This is a genomic window from Terribacillus aidingensis (genome assembly GCF_040703035.1).
GTDB lineage: Bacteria > Bacillota > Bacilli > Bacillales > Amphibacillaceae > Terribacillus.
In genome coordinates this window covers 996,204-1,015,977 of the sequence record NZ_CP159996.1, presented here as the reverse complement: position 1 = coordinate 1,015,977, position 19,774 = coordinate 996,204, and the positions used below count along the sequence as shown (strand labels likewise).

Here is a 19,774-nt window from a genome sequence, read left to right as displayed (position 1 = left end):
ACTTTAACATACTGCCAGGAGGTTGAATACAAATGATCGTACACTTCACCAGTGGTACTACTGAATTTCTTCGCCAGCTAAAGGCGAAAGATAAAGCAAAAATCTGGGTGTTCGAAGGAGCAGAGGGAGCCCTCGCTTATACAGAAGAACCAAATGCAGCTAAATTCACGGCGCCGCGAACCTATGAACAGGTAACGGGCACAGGCAGCCTTCCAGATGAAGGTTATATCGCCATCAACAATATTCCGGTCACAGACGAAGGCCGGCCGATTTTTGAAGATGTATTCAAACGCAGAGCCGGCAAAATCGATCAAACTCCCGGGTTCAAAGCGCTCCGGGTGCTTCGTCCTCAAGAGGGAAACACGTATCTAGTGCTGACAGCATGGGAATCCAAACAGCACTTCGAGGATTGGAAGAAATCAGAAGCTTTTCAGCATGCTCATAAAAAAGATGCCGACCAGCCGAAAAAGCCGCCATTCAGTGGCGGACCAGCATATGTCACCACTTACCAGATCGACAACGAATAAAAAAAGGCCTGTCCGATTACACGGACAGGCCTTTTTTTCTGCTATATCAATAAGAGCGCACTTTTTCTCTTTTTCCAAGCTTGTGCTGCAGCCATTTATATAACAAAATCCAGATGACCAGAAAGATCATTCCGTACGCGAATCCGGCCAGTACATCAGTCAAATAGTGGACGCGGAGAACATACCGGCTAAAGCCAACCAGCAGGACGATAACAGCTGCTATGCAGCCAGCGATATACCGCTGGCTGCTTTTAAGGTAATGCCAAAGGAAATACAGGATGATGCCATATGTAATAAAGGACACCATGGAATGGCCCGATGGAAAACTGAATCCCTCACCATCCACTAACGCCAGAATCGTCGGGCGCTCCCTCTCTACCAATTGTTTAATAAGGAAATTGAATTGATAACCTAGAGCGGTAGCCGTAAATACAATACCTGCTCCAATAAGATCTCGTTTACCAATAGCTAAGAATAAACCAAATAAAAATGCAAGCACGCTCAGTACAATGCTCGAACCAAGCTCTGTAATCCAACGGAATACTTCATACCAAAATGTTCCCTGCAATGATTCCGCAAATGGAGCTGTCCATTGATCCAGCAGCGGATCTGTATGGAGTCTTACATCGATCGTGAATATAGTTGCTGCGATAATCGCAATTGTAAATAGCAGTATGTATCTTTTTCTATTCGTGAGTTCCATCTTGTCACCTCTGATTGATTGTACTATGGCACTTGTTTAGAAAACAAATACCAGGGGAATATACCTTACTAGATAGCCAATCAGAAAGGATGATAAACATGGCAGACAATGTTAGAAAAATCAAGGACGACTCTCAACTACAGGAACTTATTGATGGCTTGAACGTAGACTTGGCAAATGAATATGCCGCTTCCATCATGTATACAACATACAGCTCTGCAGTTTCAGGCCTATATCGTGCGTTTTTGAAACCATTTTTCGAGGATGAAATCACGGACGAAATCGGACATGCAAAATATTTAGCAGATAAGATTGTAACACTCGGCGGCGTACCATCCACTGTTCCAGCTGAAGTACCATATCACACCGATGTAAAGAAAATGCTAACAGAAGCACGAGATGCAGAACAGGATACAATCGACCGTTATGAAAAACGCAGAAAACAGGCTGAAGAGCTTAACTTGACAGAGCTTGCCACCAAGCTGGAAGATATGATTGCTGATGAAACAAACCACCGTGACGAGCTCAACCGTCTTTTGAGCGACTCCCGCCTATCCTAAAGTATCAAACCCATAACCATTCGGTTATGGGTTTTCCTATGCATTTTTCTGAATAAATCAATAATTATTAATAGGAAATGTGCTATACTGGTCTTATTTCATATGAATAAGGAGGCTGGTGCAGCATGCTAGCGAAATTTTTTACCAAAATCGATGAACTGTATGAAGATATGGTTGCCACAAGAAGATACCTTCATCAGCATCCAGAACTGTCCTTTAAAGAAGAAAAGACAGCTGCATATATTGCAAATACATACGAGGAACTTGGTATTCCCTACGAAAAGAACGTTGGAGGTAATGGTGTAGTTGCCACTCTCAAAGGCGGAAAGCCCGGTAAGAAGATTGCCTTGCGTGCAGATTTTGATGCATTGCCAATCCAAGAAGAAAATGATGTACCTTACAAATCTACAGTACCGAATGTTATGCATGCATGCGGTCATGATGGACATACAGCTACTCTGCTTGGCATCGCCAAAGCAGCCAAAGCATTGCAGGACGAGTTACCAGGAACGCTTGTTTTCGTCCACCAGCATGCAGAAGAATATGCACCAGGCGGAGCAAAGCCGATTATTGAAACTGGTATCCTAGATGACGTGGATGCCGTGTTCGGAACCCACCTCTGGTCGAACACGCCGCTTGGTACAATTGAAACAGCAGATAAAGAATTCATGGCAGGAGCAGATCGATTTGAAATTGAAATCATCGGTAAAGGCGGTCATGGTGCTCAGCCGCACCAGACAAAGGATGCCGTACTTATCGGATCTCAAGTCGTAACAGCGCTTCAGCAAATTATCAGCCGCCGCTTGGATCCATTGTCAACAGCGGTTCTCACCGTCGGTACTTTCGAGGCTGGCGCAGCTTTCAATGTAGTTGCCGGAACAGCCAAGCTTACTGGAACAGTCCGTACATTTGACACTTCGGTGCAGGAACAGATCAAAGTGGAAATCGAGAATGTACTGAAAGGTATTACAACCGCTAACGACGCAAGCTATAAATATGACTATATCGAAGGATACCCGCCAGTAATCAACCATCCAGCCGAAGCTCAATTGGTACTGGATGCTTCGAAACAAGTCGAAGAAGTCAAGGAAGCTAACAAGGTACTGCCTACGATGACTGGTGAGGATTTCTCTTATTATCTGCACAACAAACCAGGAGCTTTCTTCTTTACCGGTGCTAAGAAAGAAGATCATTATTATCCGCATCACCATCCGAAATTTGACTTTGATGAAAGAGCAATGAGCATTGCTGCCAAGACATTACTCAGCACATGTATTGCTTACCAATGAAAAAAAAGAACAGCGTGATTTTTCACGCTGTTCTTTTTTATGTTAACATCCGGATGCGGTATGCATGCATCGCAGCTGTACCTAACTGTTCAAGAAACTTCCCATTAATAATGGCACCGACGAAAGCTCCGACACCTGGCAGCATCTGTACCATTTTGATCAAATCAATATGGTCACGGTATTCTTGCTGCAGTACCCTCCAATTCACATCCTCGATAGCACCGGTAACTTTGTTCCAATCACGGATTTCTTCCCATAGCTTAATCCTCGTTTCACTGCTTGAGAAAGTGGCACTGAAAATCTGCAGCAAGAAAACACGTTCACTGAAAGCTGTCACATCAAAACCATAGATTCTGCCAATATCAAATAGGCATTTCATTTTGATGCTAAGGAGAAGCGGAAAATCGGCCATTCCTAAGAGGATACCTCCAGCGCCAGTACCGGCACCTTCCAATCTCGCCGTTGTTTTATAACGATTGATGACCTTCCGAACCTCTTTCTCACGTTGCTCGAAACTCCATTTCTGTTCGACCTTGATTGGATAGATGTAGTTGGAAGACGTCAGGCTGAGTTCTATCATTTGGCGGATAGCTGTCGTAATTGCAGTATGAACAGCTGCCGGAATTTTATCTGTAATAGTATCCTGCGTTCCTTTGGAAAGCCGTTGAAACCTGCCGCCGCGCCTCTGCAGGGAATGATAATAAAACATCGCTTCCTTCAGTTTTCTTTCTTTATAATAGTCATTCACCATCCGAAACCCTCCTATTTCAACCGTTTCGGTACATACATACGGACAAACCCGATACCGAAGGCAAGTCCGGCAACAAGTGCCAAAGCAAAACCGACCACATCGATACGGAGAAGGAATACAAAACTAAGCAGCACTGCTTGTATAATGGCCAGCTGCTGGAGAAGGGATAACAATGCACGCTTACGCGTATCACCCGCTACCGGATAAAGATCCATCCAAGCGATTGTCCGGTGATGCTTCCACATTCCAATAAGCTGGAAACCGGTCAAATAAAGGAACAATAAAGCGAACGCCATCTGCACCCAAAGATTCGGAATGAAGTAAATGATGACGCCAGCAAGAATCGTCAGCCGCAGAAAGAGACCGAAATAGTCCCCTCCTCTGACAAAAGTGATCCGGAACAGATAATCATAAGTATGCTTCTGTTCGAACGGAACTCGACTAGTGAAGAGGTTGACGAGGGATTGCCGCTTATGGACTTTTGTCTTCAAGTGCGGTACATCAGCAAATTGGTTAGCAATGCGGTAGAACGCCTGCATTCGTGCTTGGTCTTTTTCGATCAGCAAGTCCCAAGCCAGACCACCCTGCTTCCGGGTGATCGTATAGTCCACAAAAAGAAGTACGACGAATAGAACCGTCAAAACTGCCGCCGCAATAAGATTGCCTCGTAAAAACAGCCAAAAGCTTCCGACGTTCAGCACCAGCCGCAGTGTCTGTTCTATTCTTCTGATGTTGACATTCCGTATCTTCAGCATCCACCAATTCATATGAAGGTTCCAAAGCTTGAAAACGAGCAGAACAACAAATACAAGCAGATAGGATGCAAAACCCTCTCCTAGATCTGCCGCGAAGAACAATGGCGCCAGTGCTGCTGCAGCCAATATTAATAAGTAAAGCTGCGTAAAGAAGCTATACCCTATGGTTAATTTGAAATAGCGGTGCAGCTTTGGCTCAAGCGGAAGCATGAATATCATATCTGCTTCTTTCAATAAAGTCCGCACAGGGCTGTAGCTGGCCAGGAGACCGAATACAGTACCGATCAAAAGCGCCGCAGGAAAGTCCGGAGTTAATCCCTCTAGCCACTGCTGATAATAATAAGCGAGCCCCGAGATCAGGAACAGCATCGCTATCATAAGATGCTGGTTGAATATGTACCGCAAATAGCGATTCATTTCCTTCATGTGCTCGGTAAGCCGCTGTTTGAAAAATGTTTCTGCATTAAACATGGCTGTCTTCTTCTTTCGTCAGCTGTACATACAAATCATCCAGTGTGGCATTTCGCATATCGAATTCATTTCGCAGCTCTTCCATCGTACCAGCTGCCCGCAGCTTTCCATCATGCAAAATGACAATGCGATCACAATAGCGTTCGGCTGTCGCCAAAATATGCGTGGACATGAGGACGCCCGCTCCATTTTCCTTCGCTTGATTCATCAGCTGCAGATAGGACTGAATACCGAGCGGATCCAGTCCGACGAATGGCTCGTCCACGATGTAAAGGTCCGGTTCGACAAGGAAAGAACACATGATCATCACTTTCTGACGCATCCCCTTCGAAAAATGGACCGGGAACATCTTCAGTTTCTTTTCCAGCCGGAATTCCTTCAATAAAGGCGGAAGCCGCTTATCGAATTCCTCCTTTGACAGATCATATGCTTGCGCAGTAAGACGAAGATGGTCGTATAACGTCAATTCATCATACAGTACCGGCATTTCCGGTATATAGGAAAAATTGCTTCGATAAGTTTCCGGTGATTCAGCAAACGTGCTTCCATTGATCTGGATACTGCCACCCTTTGGCTGCATAAGACCAATGATATGCTTGATCGTCGTACTTTTTCCTGCACCATTTAGGCCGATCAGCCCGACAATTTCCCCTGCATCAACTTGGAACGATATATCGTGCAGGACATTTTTATGTGTATACCCACCTGTCAGTGAATTAATATGTAATAAAGGCTGCATTACCCTTTCCCCTTTCTAAAGCACGCTTCTGCTAAAAGTTTACCAAAGCACGCCGTATTTGCCAAAATAAAACGGTTATAACCTCTGACAACCTGCACATACTAATTACGAAGCAAAGATGTTGCCAAGGGGTTTCCAAAGCAGGACCCATTCTTAATATAATGAGGTGTTGGTAGGAGATACAGACCGCTACGTCCGAAAAGTAAGCTGATTTACATTTGTAAGCAAGCTGAAAGTGTACTGGCGCAAACCTCGTAAGCCGCTGTACAGTTCGAAATGGTTTTACTCTTGGCAACCTTGCTTCAAAGGCAGACACTCCCAAAACGCGAAGAATTCCAACATTCCGGCCGTTACGGGATGTCTGCCTATTTTATTCGACTTACTTTACAAGCATGTCCATTCCTTTATACAATATGTATACACGTTAAAGGAGTGATCGTATGCACGAAAAGGATTGTATCTTCTGTAAAATTGCTGCTGGCGAACTGCCATCTGCGAAAGTTTATGAAGATGACCACGTACTTGCTTTTATGGACATCGGCCAGGTGACAAAGGGACACACCCTCATCATCCCGAAAACACATACGAAGAATATATACGAAACACCGCCCGAAGTGGCACAGGAAGTTTTTTCACGTGTACCGCGGATCGCAAATGCAATTAAAGAAGCATTCCAGCCCGCTGGTTTGAACGTATTGAGCAACACGGAAGCGGCAGCAGGTCAGACTGTTTTTCATCTGCATGTGCATCTAATCCCGAGATACGGCAAAGACGACGGCTTCCACGCTACATTCGAACAGCATGACAATACTGCCAGTGAACAACTTGGTGAATTGGCGGAAGCAATCAGCAGTAAAATCCAATAAGATTGTCCTAACAGGTTTCACTGCTACATAGGAAGAGAAAATAGTATAATGAAGTAGGAAGGAGTGGAGACGATGGCAAGTGGCAAATCAATCGCTTTAGGTATACTTGTAGGCAGTACCGTCAGCGCTGCAATTACATTGCTGACAGCACCATCCTCCGGCAGTGAACTGCGCGCAGACGCTAAACAGCGCAGTGACGAATGGAAGGTTACATTCAATAATTTGAAGAATGAAGGTACACAGCTGAAAGAACAGATCACCAGAACGTCCAAAGAAGGCGCTGCTATGTTCAAAGAATTATCAGCTGAAGTGAAGACTTCCATAGACAGCTGGAAACGTACAGTTGAACCACATCAGAAAAACATCCAGAAAAGCTTGGCTCAGATTGAAAAGAGCTTAAAAGAACTGGAAGACAAAGCGAATCAGAAAAACGGCAACGAATAAAAAATGCTCTCCGTTATGGAGAGCATTTTTTATTTTGAAAAACCTCTTCCTTGAAGGAGAGGTTTTTCAAAGTTCCATTATTTCGCTTCAAGATCCTCAATAGAATCCGCATCTACATAGCTAGGTACAACTAAGCCAGTTTTCGCACCTTCCAGGTTAGGTCCAAGATCAACAACTTGATCTTTGTATTGCTCATACAAATCACCGTGTGTCGTCGGCAGCCAAGCTGCTACCATGGCATCAGCTTCTCCATTAGCAACGGACTGCCACATAACCGCGTTATCGAGAGGAGTGATTTTTGCATTGTATCCTAGATCATCCAGTACAACTTTCATGACATTGGTAGAAGCAACTTCAGAATCCCACTCTACATACGTAAGGCTGACTTCTTGTCCATTACCTTCCTCGGCTCCTTCGGTCCACTCAGCTACTTGATCAGCATGTCCATCAACCCAATTTCGAGCAGCTTCTGCTGGTTCTGTACCTTCACTTACTTCCAGCATGACTTCTCCCATATCTTCCGTTGACCAGTTGAATTGATCAAGCACTGTGTTAGCACCCGGTACATCGTCAGCAAATCCTTGGCGAGTCATGGTGTTGATTGTTTCTTCACTTCCAAATGAACCCTTCGGATCTTCCAGGTACTTTAGATCATATTTACTGAACATCCAATGCGGTGTCCAGCCAGTGATGATGATTGGCTCTTCATCCTTGATAGCCTCACCTAAAGTTGTAGCCATTGCACCACTGGAGGATGGCTGCAATGTCCAGCCATTCAGCTGGTCATAATCTTCAATTGCTCTTTCTGTTGCACTCATGACACCGGCTCCGGCTTCGATACCAGTAATTGTATAATCTACTTGCTCGCTGAAGCTATCTGAGCTTGAGCTGTCATTACCGCATCCTGCTGCTACTAATGTCAATGCAAGTCCTGCTGCTGCACCTAATGTTTTCCACTTTTTCATGTAATCGAACTCCCCTTTTTCTTTAATTAGTAAAAGCCTATTCAAGGCGAAACACTTATTTGGGTTTATCTTTGTAGATGTTCTGCGTAAAACGGTCAATGATGATTGCCAGTACAACAATGCTTAGTCCTGCTACAAAACCAGGACCAACCTGTGCTCGCTGCAACGAAGATAGCACTTCACGCCCAAGACCTGGTGCACCGATCATGGATGCGATTACGACCATGGAAAGTGCCAGCATGACTGTTTGGTTGATACCTGCCATGATAGTGTATTTCGCCATCGGCAATTCCACTTTAAATAACTTCTGCGGTCCAGTTGAACCGAAGGCATCTGCCGCTTCTACCAGCTCCTCAGAAACTTGTCGGATACCAAGGTTCGTGAAACGGACAGTTGGCGGTGTTGCAAAGATCAGGGATGCAAAAATACCTGGTACAACCCCGATACTAAAGAAGGCAACTGCCGGAATTAAGTAGACGAAGGCAGGCATTGTTTGCATGAAGTCAAGAATTGGCGTAATGATTGTTTGTGCGATTTTACTTTTGGACATCAAGATACCAATCGGGATTCCGATGATAATACACAAAATACTGGAGGTCAGTACAAGTGTGAACGTTTCGATTAGCTGATCCCATAATCCTTGATTCCAAATGAACAACAAACCGGCAATACTGAATACTGCTAATCCGAATTTCTTACCTGTCATGAAAAAGGCTAATATTGCAACTAGCAAAATGAAGATGACAGGAGGGATAGCATCGAGACCTGATGTAATCAGATCCATCAAATCGCCTAGTCCATCCTTAATTGGATCGAACAAGAAAGCGAATGTATCAGTGAGCCAGCTAACAAAATTAGTTGTCCAATCTGCAACCGGCAAAGCCTCTACGTTTTCCATGAAATTAAGCATTCACATTCACCTCCCCCTCCCCAGCAAGTGCACCGATAACCGCACCTCTGACGATAATTCCTAATAGCTTTTCTTTTTCCGTAACTGCTAACGGAACTGGAGAGTCATGGATGACTGCGAACAGATCATGCAGCGGCGTATCCTTCTCTACTGTCGGCACATCCCGCTGAATAATTTCTGATAGGTTTTTCACGTCATTCTTTCTGGCTTCATTCGCTGCATCGGCAGTAATGATACCTTGCAGTACACGTTTGCTATCCACAACCAGGATGCTGGACAGACCTGCTTCCCGCATACGTTCCAACGCCACTCGAGGCCCATGTTTTTCTATGTTTACAGTTTCTGGTCGTTTCATGATCTGTTGAGCAGTAAGTACTTTCGCACGATCCACATCTTCGACGAACTTCTCGACATAGCTATTGGCCGGATTCATGAGGATTTCTTCAGGAGTTCCGATCTGGACGATGTTTCCATCTTTCATCAATGCAATACGGTCTCCGATACGAAGCGCCTCGTCCAAGTCATGCGTGATGAACAGTATCGTTTTTTTCATTGTTTCTTGCAGATCCAATAGTTCATCCTGCATATCTTTCCGAATAAGCGGATCCAGGGCTGAAAAAGCTTCGTCCATCAGCATCACTTCTGGATCGTTTGCTAACGCTCGTGCCAGCCCCACACGCTGCTGCATCCCTCCGGACAATTGACCTGGATATTGATCAAGATAGCTTCCCAGACCCACAAGCTCCAAGGATGTCTTCGCTTTCTCGCTTCTTTCTTGTTTGCTCATTCCTTGCACTTCCAGACCATATTCTGCGTTCTGCAAAATCGTTCTGTTCGGAAATAATCCGAACCGCTGGAATACCATACTCAGCTTTTGTCGGCGTACCCGGCGAAGCTCCTTCTTATCCATCTTCGCCAAGTTTTCTCCATCAATATAAACATCGCCTGTTGTAGGTTCGATCAAGCGGTTGATCAGACGGACCAATGTAGATTTACCACTACCTGAAAGCCCCATAATGACGAAGATTTCACCAGCTTCTACTTCAAATGATGCACGATTGACTCCAACTGTGCTTCCTGTCTCTTTTAAAATCTCTTCTTTCGTCTTACCGGCTTCTGCTAATTGCAATGCAGCCTTCGTGTTTTTCCCGAATACCTTAGAGAGATTTTCTACTTTAATAATCGGCACAGCATTCACCTCTTTTTTCTGTAACATGATTGTCATCATTAAGATAACTCCCTGTAACAATGACTCGACTAAATTTATGTTATAGAAAAAGTTTGTACAACACAAACTCTATAAATTGTCATTTCAGTCCATAAAGTTTGTACAGAATATACTGAACAAACTTTAATAGCACTTTTCCTTCTATTTCCTCCTTTATGCTCCAAAATACTATGCAAAGAAGCAATTCCTTTAACCTTTTATATCGTGTAAGCTTGATACAACTGTATAGGTAAGGGGAGGTAACAACTATAGTGAATGAAAAGATTTCTTCATACGAGACACTTATAATGGAATTGACGAGGACGGGGGAAATGTTTCATTTGTCCGCAACCGAAGCTCGGCTGCTCGCAGTGTTATATATTGAGAACCGTTCACTTACCTTGGATCAAATGGCAAAGTTAATCGGAAAAAGTAAAACAGCTGTAAATATAGCTATCCGTAATCTATCTCACTTGGAACTCGTTGATCGTGTATGGGTTAAAGGCTCAAGGAAGGATTTCTATACGAATGTCGAACCCTTATATAAAAAGCTGATGACACTCCAAGTCAAACAATGGCATACGCAGACAAACCGTCAGTTCGAGGCTATGGAGCAATTAAAAAGGACCCTTCCAGAAAATGATCCGTATTGGAAGCATATGCAGGAGAAACTATCCAGCAGTCTTCAATTCCATCAAGAAGCTGCTGCTATACTCGAAAAAATAACCGCTACCAGCTCGAGCTGATAGCGGTTCAATTTGAAACGAAATTTCATTTCCTCCGATAGGATAGCATTCCTTGTATTCATACATAAGAAAAACCCCTTCCCAGAGGAAGAGGTTTCCTTAATTAATTTACAGGCTCCAAATCTTCGATAGAATCTGCATCTACATAACTAGGAACGACCAAACCTGTTCTTGCACCTTCGAGGCTGGCACCTAGATCGACAACTTGGTCCTTATATTGCTCATAAAGATCACCATGTGTCGTAGGCAGCCATGCTGATGCTGTTGCATCTGCTTCGCCCTGCGCGACTGCCTGCCACATGATGGCATTATCAAGCGGTGTAATCTCTGTTTTATAGCCTAAATCATCCAAGACGACTTTCAAGACATTTGTAGATGCCACCTCGGAATCCCATTCTACATAAACAAGACTTACTTCCTGTCTATTACCTTCCTCAGCCTCTTTTGTCCAATCAGCCACCTTATCAGCATGCGCATCTACCCATTTCCGAGCTGCTTCTGCCGGTTCTGCTCCTTTATTAATCTCGAGCATCACTTCTTCCATATCCTCTACACCCCAGTTAAACTGATCGAGGACCTTATTGGCACCAGGTACATCATCTGCAAAACCTTGGCGTGTGAGTGTATGAAGGGCTTCTGCTCCGCCATAGGAGCCTTTCGGATCTTCGAGATACTTCAGATCATATTTTGCGAACATCCAGTGTGGAGTCCAGCCTGTGATAATAATAGGCTTTTTGTCCTCGATCGCATCATCCAGCGCAATTGTCATGACACCACTTGAAGATGGCATGATCTCCCAGCCATCAAGCTGATAGTCATCAAACGCCTTCTCCGTTGCTTTCATGACGCCGGCACCCGCTTCGATGCCTGTTACCGTGTAATCCACTTGCTCGCTGATGCTGTCTGAGCTGGAGCTCTCACTGCCGCAGCCTGCTGCTACCAGTGTCATTGCCAGACCAGCAGCCACACCTAGTGTTTTCCACTTCTTCATGTAACCGAACTCTCCTTTTCCACGTAACGGAAAGCCTGTTACAGGCTTTATCAGTTATTTAGATTTATTCTTATAAATATTTTGTGTAAAACGGTCAATGATGATGGCCAGCACAAAAATACAAAGTCCAGCTACGAAACCAGGACCAACCTGCGCACGCTGCAACGATGCCAATACTTCGCGACCAAGACCAGGTGCACCGATCATGGATGCGATAACGACCATGGATAGAGCAAGCATAACCGTTTGATTGACACCTGCCATGATAGTGTATTTTGCCATTGGCAGCTCTACTTTGAATAACTTCTGCGGTCCAGTCGATCCGAAAGCATCCGCTGCTTCGACTAGCTCATCGGATACCTGGCGAATACCAAGATTCGTAAAACGGACTGTTGGCGGTGTCGCAAAGACAAGGGAAGCAAAAATACCCGGAACAACCCCAATGCTGAAGAAAGCAACAGCTGGAATCAAGTAAACGAAAGCAGGCATTGTTTGCATAAAGTCCAAAATAGGTGTGATGATTGTTTCTGCAACTTTACTTTTTGCCATCAGGATACCAATCGGAATACCAATGATGATACAAAGGATACTGGCGGTCAGCACAAGTGTGAACGTTTCAATCAGCTGATTCCAAAGATCTTGGTTCCAGATAAATAATAAACCGATAACGCTGAATATCGCTAAACCGAATTTTTTCCCAGTCATGAAAAAGGCCAATACAGCAACTAACAGTATGAAAATGACTGGAGGAATGGCAGACAAGCCATCAGTAATGAGGCCCATAAAGCTTCCCAAACCTTCCTTGATCGGATCGAACAAGAAAGCAAATGTATTAGTCATCCAGTCGACGAAAGTAGTCATCCAATCTCCAACCGGTATTGTGTTTAAATTTTCCATGAAATTAAGCATGGCCATTCACCTCACCCTCACCAGCAAGCGCACCGATAACCGCACCTCTGACGATAATTCCCAATAACTTTCCGTTCTCCGTTACTGCTAACGGAATAGGAGAATCATGGATGACTGCAAACAAATCATGCAATGAAGTATCCTTTTCCACTGTCGGCACATCACGCTGAATGATTTCTGATAGGTTTTTAACTTCATTCTTTCTGGCTTCATTCGCCGCATCAGCAGTAATGATTCCATGCAGCATGCGTTTACTATCCACAACAAAGATACTGGATAGACCAGCTTCCCGCATACGCTCAAGTGCAACACGAGGGCCGTGCTTGTCTATATTTACAGTTTCTGGTCGTTTCATGATTTGGTGAGCAGTAAGTACTTTTGCCCGATCGACGTCTTCAACAAACTTTTCAACAAATTTATTGGCCGGATTTATAAGTATTTCCTCAGGCGTGCCAATCTGGACGATATGACCGTCTTTCATCAAGGCGATGCGATCACCGATGCGGAGTGCTTCATCTAAATCATGCGTGATGAACAGAATCGTCTTCTTCATTGTTTCCTGCAAATCCAATAGTTCATCCTGCATATCTTTCCGGATAAGCGGATCCAGAGCAGAGAAAGCTTCATCCATCAGCATCACTTCTGGATCATTTGCCAGTGCACGTGCCAAACCTACACGCTGCTGCATCCCGCCGGATAATTGGTCAGGATATTGGTTAAGATAGCTTCCCAACCCAACAAGCTCCAAGGATTCTTTCGCTTTTTTTGTTCTTTCTTGTTTACTGATTCCTTGAACTTCCAATCCGTATTCTGTATTCTGCAAGATCGTGCGGTTTGGGAATAACCCGAATCGCTGGAATACCATGCTCAGCTTTTCCCGGCGCACACGACGAAGTTCCTTTTTGTCCATCTTTGCCAGATTTTCTCCATCAATATAAATGTTACCTGTCGTTGGCTCTATCAGACGATTAATCAGTCTTACCAAAGTGGATTTACCACTTCCTGACAGACCCATGATAACAAAAATTTCACCGGCTTCTACTTCAAATGAAGCACGATTTACACCAACTGTGCTCCCTGTTTCTTTTAGAATCTCTTCTTTTGACTTACCCGCTTCTGCTAATTGCAGAGCAGCCTTCGTGTTTTTCCCAAACACCTTAGAGAGATTTTCTACTTTAATAATCGGCACAGTATTCACCTCTTTTTCACTAGTCTTCTGTAACTTATCTGTAATAATCAGGATTATTTTCCTATCCCTTTGTTCGACCCTATTAATACTAAACATAAAAAACAAACAAATCAAACGAAATGAATCGTTATATCTGAACATATAGTACGTACAGTATATACTGTACAAAACATAAGCTTGTTTTCCTTCTATTTCCGCCAAAATACTCTTAAATACTTTGATATGGAGTACATTCATTCTTTACAGGTTCCTCTAGGCTCGAGAAAATAATTAAATATAGACAAAAAAATGATAGCACTTCATTATAGGAACTTAACATAGAGCTGGCGTGCTGCTGGCTATATTATATGTAGAAAAACGTCAATCACTCTGAAGCAGAGGGTAATTTTGATTAAGAGGTATAAACCTCTGATCACATAGCTAACCCGAACCATAAGTTCATAACCAGATTGCAGAGAAAAAACCGCTATCAGCTCATGCTAATAGCGGTTTTTCATATCCAGTAAAATCAGTTCATCAACCAGACCCTTATATGTATCGTCCTGTTTTTCTTCACGAAGTGCCAGCAGTACATCCCAATAATACAGCTTCTCTGGCAGCATCCCGACGAATTCCAGAAGCAACGACGTGTAATCAAGCAAGCCCTCTTCCTTTTGCTCCTTATATAAGCTATTAAGCCGCTGGAGCATTTTTAGGACAGCAGCATACTCCTCCTCATTTATATTCCGTTCTATGAGGAGCTTACGGAAAGGGTATTTATCCAACACTCCAGTCTCTGCAATTAAATGCAGATGAAAAGACAGCGTACTCTTTTTTTCTTCCTCCATAAAAACGCTTCCTTTGCCTTTCAAACTGACCGTTTCATACAAACGGATCTTGTTCTTATATTTTAAAGTAAAATTTCCAGGAAAGCTATTGATTTTCCCGCCCAAACGTACTAATATCTCTTAAGTGAAGAAAGCTGACCCTAATTTTAAGTCAACTGAAGGGAGCCACTGGACATGAATTGCTGGAGAAGTGTCGATGCACAGAAAGATCTCGGTACCAATCGGATATTCCTTATTTCCACAATGATAGGTATATTGACATTCATCATTCTTTATCCGATGCTGACGCTCATCCACCCAAAAATGAAATTAGAAGAAACTGGTCTATTACTATCAATAATTTCTCTATATATGCTTCCGCTCATCCACGGTATCACACATTTGATTCCTTTTTGGATAACAGGGAAGCGCTGTGAATATAAACTGCAATGGAGCAGACAATTCATTCCGACCCTGCATTTCAAGGTTAGAACCAAGACAAGCCGGATTATTCCGTTTCTTTCCTTAATTATGCCGACTATACTAATTACCCTGCCTTTGCTGATTGGAGCGATTCTCATGGATACGATGCCTATCTATTATATCCTTCTTGTCAGTGTGAATGCAGGCATGACCTTCTCAGATGGCTTCTACCTTTGCAATTTATTGCAGGCCCCGCGCAAGTGTGTCATTGCCGGGACGGATAAAAGCTATGATATTTTGGTCAAATGACGCTCCCCCTGGAGCGTTTTTACATATGGAAAAACTGTGGAATTGCCGCCACAGGTTCCCTTTTATCCTTGAATATGTGATATATTGTCTTATGGGGAAACGGCGGACAAGCCGCCAATCAAATATAAGTGGATTAGGAGTGTTTGTTTTCATGAAGAAATTGGCTATCGCTGCAGTATTCGCGACAAGCGTTGTCGCACTATCAGCATGTGGTTCCGGTGAGACAGTGGTAGAATCAAAAGCTGGGGATATCTCCAAAGAGGATTACTATCAGGAACTAAGTGACAAATACGGTTCTCAAGTATTACAGACAATGGTTCTCGAGAAGGCCCTTGACGATAAATATGATGTGGACAAAGAACAAATTGACGAACAGGTTGACAAATTAAAGGATCAGTATGGAGATACTTTCGAATCTGTCTTGCAGCAAGCCGGCTATGCAGATGAAGATGCCTTCCGCGAATCCGTGAAAACAAGCCTTCTTCAACAGCAGGCAATTGCGGATGGCGTGGACGTTTCTGATGAAGAAATCCAAACTCGCTATGATCATATGAAAACAGATCTAAATGCAAGCCACATTCTTGTTGCCGATGAAGATACAGCGAAAGAAGTAAAACAAAAGCTGGATGATGGAGAAGAATGGGATAAGCTTGTTGAAGAATATTCCACTGATACTGGAACTGTGGAAAATAAAGGCTCTCTGGATTGGTTCACTGCTGGTACAATGGATGCTGCCTTTGAAGATGCAGCTTACAAACTGAAAAAAGGTGATATCAGTGAACCAGTAGAATCCAGCTTTGGCTGGCACATCATCCGTTTGGATGACACTCGTGATACAGAACAGGAAGTTGGTTCCCTTGATGAAGAACGTGATAAAATCAAGACAGAACTAGCTATCCAGAAAGTAGATTCAGCTGAACAGCAAGAGAAAATCAATAAAATTCTAAAAGATGCAGACTTTGATATCAAGATCGACGAATATAAAGATCTAATTGATGATATGACTTCTACATCTACAACTTCCGGCTGATAATAAAAAAGACCGAAACGAATTCGTTTCGGTCTTTTTTCATTACTTTTTAACTGCACGTCTCGCTTTTTCTTCCTCGATACGCTCCATATAAACATTTCCTTCCCGCTCGATGAACTGCTTCTCTGTTTGATAATCATGCCGTTGCGTCCGGAATGCCATGAAGCCGCTGCCGATCATGCAAAGAAAAATGAGCATGACCCACAATGGAATATCCGGCATTGTAATACCCCCTTGTCCTTGTTGTGTAATATCTATGCATGTGGACAAGGATTCATGACAAAGATCAGGACGCTGCCCGCTGTTCCTTCTGGTAGCGTTTGAACATCGCGTTATAGACGAAGGCACTCACTAGAGCTAGCAAAGCAAGAATCGTGAATGTGAGCTGATAGCTCATATAGCTGACGAGCACAAGGCTAAGCGGCGCAAGCAGCTTCCCAAGTGTGAAGCGAAGACTTGCTGCGGAAAAGTATTGCCCCCTGCTTTCCTCTGTGGCCAGCGAGGCGACAAAACTTTCCTGCAAGCCAACTACCATAAGCTCCCCGATTGTAAAGAGAATGATTGCTACCACAAAAATCCAGAAGCTCTCCGTCATCCCGTAAAGCCATATACCTGCAGCATAGGCAATGCTTGATGCGACAAACACTCGGGCAATCCGGAATTTGGTGACAAACTTGGATGTAAATACTGTGAATATAGCTACTAACAAACCATTTAAAGCCAGGATAAGTGAAAATGCTTGTTTTCCATCCACCTCTATGCGGAAATCACCAAGTGCAAAAACGGTTTGATTGGTAATGACTTCGCTGGTATAAACAGCTATCAGGATATCCAGCTGCATGAACGTCTGCGCAACCAGCACACCCGCCACGATGAAAAGGAGGAAAGTTCGGTCTTTAGCAATGATGCGATATGTCTGGAGTTCTTTCCAGACAGCTTTATACCATGCTGCATGATCTGCTTTCTCTTGTTTCTTCTCCGGCACTGTTTCACGAATGAAGACTTGCATAATGACAAATAAAATGGCAGTAAGCAGGAAACCAGCCAGCAGCATTTGAAAACGGTACGAATAAAATAAAACGGTCCCAATCAACGGCCCTACCACTACAGCTATATTGAGGCTTGTATAGAAGACCGCGAAAACGGCAGTTCGATCTTTCTCCTTAACCACATCGGCTACCATCGCATGTGATGCTGGCCAATACAACGCACTCCAAATACCAAGGAAGCTAAATGCAAGGAAAGTCAAGGCTGATGATGTCAGCCACGGTGAATTGGCGTATGCAAACACGAGGAAGGTGACGGATTGACCGGCAACCGCAATACTCATCATCCTTCTTCGGCCAAAGCGGTCAGCACAATATCCCCCTACTAAGCTTGCAAGTACGGAAAGCGCTTGAGATAACATGAGCAGCCATCCAGCTCTGTCCTTCCCGAAAGCATCTTGGAAAAAGATCGTCATGAACGGGAAGTAGGCCCAGAATAGAAAATTCATCATTGCTTCCCCAAGCAAGCGGATCTTTAAATTGCGATCCCAATCCTTCCATCTCATATAATTCCCTCTATTCTATTTTTCTCTCTATTACTTTCACTCGCGCTCGAAAGCAGGTTTATAAAAGCTGCGGTTCTCCAAAGAGAAGACGCGCTCCGAAAAGTCTCCCGGCGCTACTTTATCCATGACGCGCTGCAGTGTATTCATTTTCGCATCAATCAGGTCGATCATATGCAGAAGCTCAGCTTCACGCACGAGCGGCGGCTTCGGACTGCCCCATTCCCCTTTGCCATGGTGGCTTAAGATCATATGCTGTAAAATCATCACTTCTTCTGCCTCGATTTGCAATTCTCTGGCGGCCTGGGCGATTTCATCTGACATGATCGAAATGTGACCAAGCAGCTTACCTTCTACCGTATAAGTCGGATTCGTTGCACCTGAGAGTTCCCGTAATTTACCGATATCATGAAGAATGATTCCTGCATAAAGCAAATCCTTATTGATCTCCGGATACAGATTTTTCAATTCGCGAGCAATCCGTAGCATCGATACAACATGGAAAGCCAGCCCGGAAACAAATTCGTGATGATTACGTACTGCCGCCGGATAAGCAAGCAGCTGCTCTTGATAATTGGATAGAAAATACCTCGTAATTCGCTGTAAATTCGGATTCTCCATATCAAATATGAATGATGTCAATTCTTCCAGCAGCTGTTCCTTCGAAAGCGGCGCCCGCTTGACAAAGTCATGCGCATGGACTCCATCATTCGGTTCTGCCACCCGAATAGCCTGTATTTTAAGCTGCAGACGACCGCGGAATGCGTTTACCTCACCTTGGACTTTAATTACATGGCCAGCCTGATAGCGCTGTTCATCCGCAGGTGATGCATCCCATAGCTTCGCCTCGATATCCCCGGTATCATCACCTAATATCAGTGTCATAAAAGCTTTACCATTACTTGCAATAGCTTTGTCTGCTTGTTTAATCAGCAGAAAGCTATCGAATTTATCGCCTACCTGAAAATACCCAATACCTTTTTTCAACGCTATTCTCCTCCCTCATAAATACAGCCCTTACTATTCAGCAAGGGCATCATGCTCCAATGCCCTTTATCTCTTTGGCGGCTTTGGAACGTATTTGAATATTTCTCCTGATTCGACCACATTGATGAACTGCAGGAGCCACGTGTAATAATCGCGAGCATATTGAAGACGGTCAATATCTTTGTCGATTCTCTCAATTAATTCTGGATCCTCAACATCTTCCTTCAAATGCTTCAGTTCCTCAATCGTCTCCTCAGCTTCCTCCAGATTCGATTGCGTACTTTTCTCCCACTTATTTCCGAAGAGTGACGTAAAAGATTTGTACCAGTCTTCCTCCGATTTATATAGATCCTTCCGCATACCTTTTTTATATGCAGGCTCTACCATTTTCATCTCAGCTAATGCCCTGACTCCTGTTGACATGCTTGTTTTACTCATCTCCAAAGCATCTCTCATATCATCCAATGTCATTGGTCGATCCGCAAAATAAAGCGCACCATATAGCCGGCCAACAGATGAGGTGATTCCATATAAATTCATATTCTTGGCAATGACCTGTATGAATTTTTCGATAGATTCCTCGTATTTAGCCCAATTTTCTTCGTTACTCGGCACTGCCCGACCCTCCAGCTTACAATAATCCAATTT

The 19,774-nt window shown here is 43.8% G+C and carries 23 protein-coding genes; 8 read left to right on the top strand and 15 right to left on the bottom strand.

The genetic code is table 11. The features are described 5' to 3' along the window. Positions 1-32: 32 nt before the first annotated feature. Positions 33-527, top strand: coding sequence for an antibiotic biosynthesis monooxygenase (locus tag ABXS78_RS05505; protein WP_366249258.1), 495 nt, complete (start codon positions 33-35; stop codon positions 525-527). 46 nt (positions 528-573) lie between these two features. Here the strand turns inward: ABXS78_RS05505 and ABXS78_RS05500 are convergent, their stop codons facing one another. After that, complete coding sequence (locus ABXS78_RS05500) at positions 574-1,230, bottom strand: phosphatase PAP2 family protein (protein ID WP_366249257.1); 657 nt, start codon at positions 1,228-1,230, stop codon at positions 574-576. Between the two features lie 98 nt (positions 1,231-1,328). Here ABXS78_RS05500 and ABXS78_RS05495 point away from each other — a divergent pair, with 98 nt between their 5' ends. Then, positions 1,329-1,790, top strand: coding sequence for a ferritin-like domain-containing protein (locus ABXS78_RS05495; RefSeq protein ID WP_095223764.1), 462 nt, complete (start codon positions 1,329-1,331; stop codon positions 1,788-1,790). 125 nt (positions 1,791-1,915) lie between these two features. Beyond that, positions 1,916-3,079, top strand: a complete 1,164-nt coding sequence (locus ABXS78_RS05490; protein ID WP_366249256.1) for a M20 family metallopeptidase — start codon at positions 1,916-1,918, stop codon at positions 3,077-3,079. Positions 3,080-3,116: 37 nt separating this feature from the next. Here ABXS78_RS05490 and ABXS78_RS05485 read toward each other — a convergent pair whose 3' ends face one another. The 3 genes from ABXS78_RS05485 to ABXS78_RS05475 are packed head-to-tail and all read right to left on the bottom strand — an operon-like array spanning position 3,117 to position 5,795. Beyond that, a complete protein-coding gene (locus ABXS78_RS05485; RefSeq protein ID WP_366249255.1) occupies positions 3,117-3,830 on the bottom strand; it encodes an EcsC family protein in 714 nt (237 codons plus the stop codon). 11 nt (positions 3,831-3,841) lie between these two features. Beyond that, positions 3,842-5,056 carry an ABC transporter permease gene (locus ABXS78_RS05480; RefSeq protein ID WP_366249254.1) on the bottom strand — a complete coding sequence of 405 codons (1,215 nt, stop codon included), beginning with the start codon at positions 5,054-5,056 and terminating at the stop codon, positions 3,842-3,844. Then, positions 5,049-5,795 (bottom strand): ABC transporter ATP-binding protein, encoded by a 747-nt coding sequence (locus ABXS78_RS05475; RefSeq protein ID WP_095223760.1) that lies wholly within the window; start codon positions 5,793-5,795, stop codon positions 5,049-5,051. Before ABXS78_RS05475 ends, ABXS78_RS05480 begins: the two co-directional genes overlap by 8 nt. A 440-nt stretch (positions 5,796-6,235) precedes the next feature. On the opposite strand from ABXS78_RS05475, the gene ABXS78_RS05470 reads away from it, so the two are divergent. Further along, positions 6,236-6,661 carry an HIT family protein gene (locus ABXS78_RS05470; protein WP_366249253.1) on the top strand — a complete coding sequence of 142 codons (426 nt, stop codon included), beginning with the start codon at positions 6,236-6,238 and terminating at the stop codon, positions 6,659-6,661. 72 nt (positions 6,662-6,733) lie between these two features. Further along, on the top strand, positions 6,734-7,105 hold the full coding sequence (locus ABXS78_RS05465) for a YtxH domain-containing protein (RefSeq protein WP_366249252.1): 372 nt from the start codon (positions 6,734-6,736) through the stop codon (positions 7,103-7,105). Positions 7,106-7,182: 77 nt separating this feature from the next. Here the strand turns inward: ABXS78_RS05465 and ABXS78_RS05460 are convergent, their stop codons facing one another. From ABXS78_RS05460 to ABXS78_RS05450, 3 genes are read right to left on the bottom strand one after another with little or no spacing between them, the layout of a single operon-like run. Beyond that, positions 7,183-8,070, bottom strand: coding sequence for a glycine betaine ABC transporter substrate-binding protein (locus tag ABXS78_RS05460; RefSeq protein ID WP_366249251.1), 888 nt, complete (start codon positions 8,068-8,070; stop codon positions 7,183-7,185). A 55-nt stretch (positions 8,071-8,125) separates the two neighbouring features. Next, complete coding sequence (locus ABXS78_RS05455) at positions 8,126-8,980, bottom strand: proline/glycine betaine ABC transporter permease (RefSeq protein WP_366249250.1); 855 nt, start codon at positions 8,978-8,980, stop codon at positions 8,126-8,128. Next, complete coding sequence (locus tag ABXS78_RS05450; RefSeq protein WP_366249878.1) at positions 8,973-10,169, bottom strand: glycine betaine/L-proline ABC transporter ATP-binding protein; 1,197 nt, start codon at positions 10,167-10,169, stop codon at positions 8,973-8,975. The genes ABXS78_RS05455 and ABXS78_RS05450 overlap by 8 nt, the downstream gene beginning before the upstream one ends. Before the next feature lie 290 nt (positions 10,170-10,459). Between ABXS78_RS05450 and ABXS78_RS05445 the strand changes: the two genes are divergently transcribed. Further along, a complete protein-coding gene (locus ABXS78_RS05445) occupies positions 10,460-10,933 on the top strand; it encodes a transcriptional regulator (RefSeq protein ID WP_366249249.1) in 474 nt (157 codons plus the stop codon). Positions 10,934-11,036: 103 nt separating this feature from the next. On the opposite strand, the gene ABXS78_RS05440 is transcribed toward ABXS78_RS05445, so the two are convergent. The 4 genes from ABXS78_RS05440 to ABXS78_RS05425 all read right to left on the bottom strand — a co-directional run bounded on the left by ABXS78_RS05440 (position 11,037) and on the right by ABXS78_RS05425 (position 14,849). Continuing rightward, positions 11,037-11,924 (bottom strand): glycine betaine ABC transporter substrate-binding protein, encoded by an 888-nt coding sequence (locus ABXS78_RS05440; RefSeq protein WP_366249248.1) that lies wholly within the window; start codon positions 11,922-11,924, stop codon positions 11,037-11,039. Positions 11,925-11,978: 54 nt separating this feature from the next. Beyond that, positions 11,979-12,833: a proline/glycine betaine ABC transporter permease gene (locus ABXS78_RS05435; protein WP_095223848.1), complete on the bottom strand. Its 855-nt coding sequence runs from the start codon at positions 12,831-12,833 to the stop codon at positions 11,979-11,981. Further along, positions 12,826-14,022, bottom strand: coding sequence for a glycine betaine/L-proline ABC transporter ATP-binding protein (locus ABXS78_RS05430; RefSeq protein ID WP_366249247.1), 1,197 nt, complete (start codon positions 14,020-14,022; stop codon positions 12,826-12,828). The genes ABXS78_RS05435 and ABXS78_RS05430 overlap by 8 nt, the downstream gene beginning before the upstream one ends. A 479-nt stretch (positions 14,023-14,501) precedes the next feature. Further along, positions 14,502-14,849, bottom strand: coding sequence for a DUF1878 family protein (locus ABXS78_RS05425; RefSeq protein WP_141234160.1), 348 nt, complete (start codon positions 14,847-14,849; stop codon positions 14,502-14,504). Between the two features lie 174 nt (positions 14,850-15,023). Between ABXS78_RS05425 and ABXS78_RS05420 the strand changes: the two genes are divergently transcribed. Beyond that, on the top strand, positions 15,024-15,560 hold the full coding sequence (locus ABXS78_RS05420) for a DUF3267 domain-containing protein (RefSeq protein WP_366249246.1): 537 nt from the start codon (positions 15,024-15,026) through the stop codon (positions 15,558-15,560). A gap of 151 nt (positions 15,561-15,711) precedes the next feature. Next, positions 15,712-16,590: a peptidylprolyl isomerase gene (locus ABXS78_RS05415; RefSeq protein WP_366249245.1), complete on the top strand. Its 879-nt coding sequence runs from the start codon at positions 15,712-15,714 to the stop codon at positions 16,588-16,590. Between the two features lie 42 nt (positions 16,591-16,632). Here ABXS78_RS05415 and ABXS78_RS05410 read toward each other — a convergent pair whose 3' ends face one another. The 4 genes from ABXS78_RS05410 to ABXS78_RS05395 all read right to left on the bottom strand — a co-directional run bounded on the left by ABXS78_RS05410 (position 16,633) and on the right by ABXS78_RS05395 (position 19,741). Beyond that, positions 16,633-16,812 (bottom strand): sporulation YhaL family protein, encoded by a 180-nt coding sequence (locus tag ABXS78_RS05410; protein ID WP_095223749.1) that lies wholly within the window; start codon positions 16,810-16,812, stop codon positions 16,633-16,635. 64 nt (positions 16,813-16,876) lie between these two features. Continuing rightward, positions 16,877-18,142 (bottom strand): MFS transporter, encoded by a 1,266-nt coding sequence (locus ABXS78_RS05405; RefSeq protein ID WP_095223748.1) that lies wholly within the window; start codon positions 18,140-18,142, stop codon positions 16,877-16,879. A gap of 36 nt (positions 18,143-18,178) precedes the next feature. Next, positions 18,179-19,126, bottom strand: a complete 948-nt coding sequence (yhaM, locus tag ABXS78_RS05400) for a 3'-5' exoribonuclease YhaM (protein WP_095223747.1) — start codon at positions 19,124-19,126, stop codon at positions 18,179-18,181. 66 nt (positions 19,127-19,192) lie between these two features. Beyond that, entirely contained in the window at positions 19,193-19,741 is a 549-nt protein-coding gene (locus ABXS78_RS05395) for a GbsR/MarR family transcriptional regulator (RefSeq protein WP_095223746.1), read from the bottom strand. Positions 19,742-19,774: the final 33 nt, after the last annotated feature.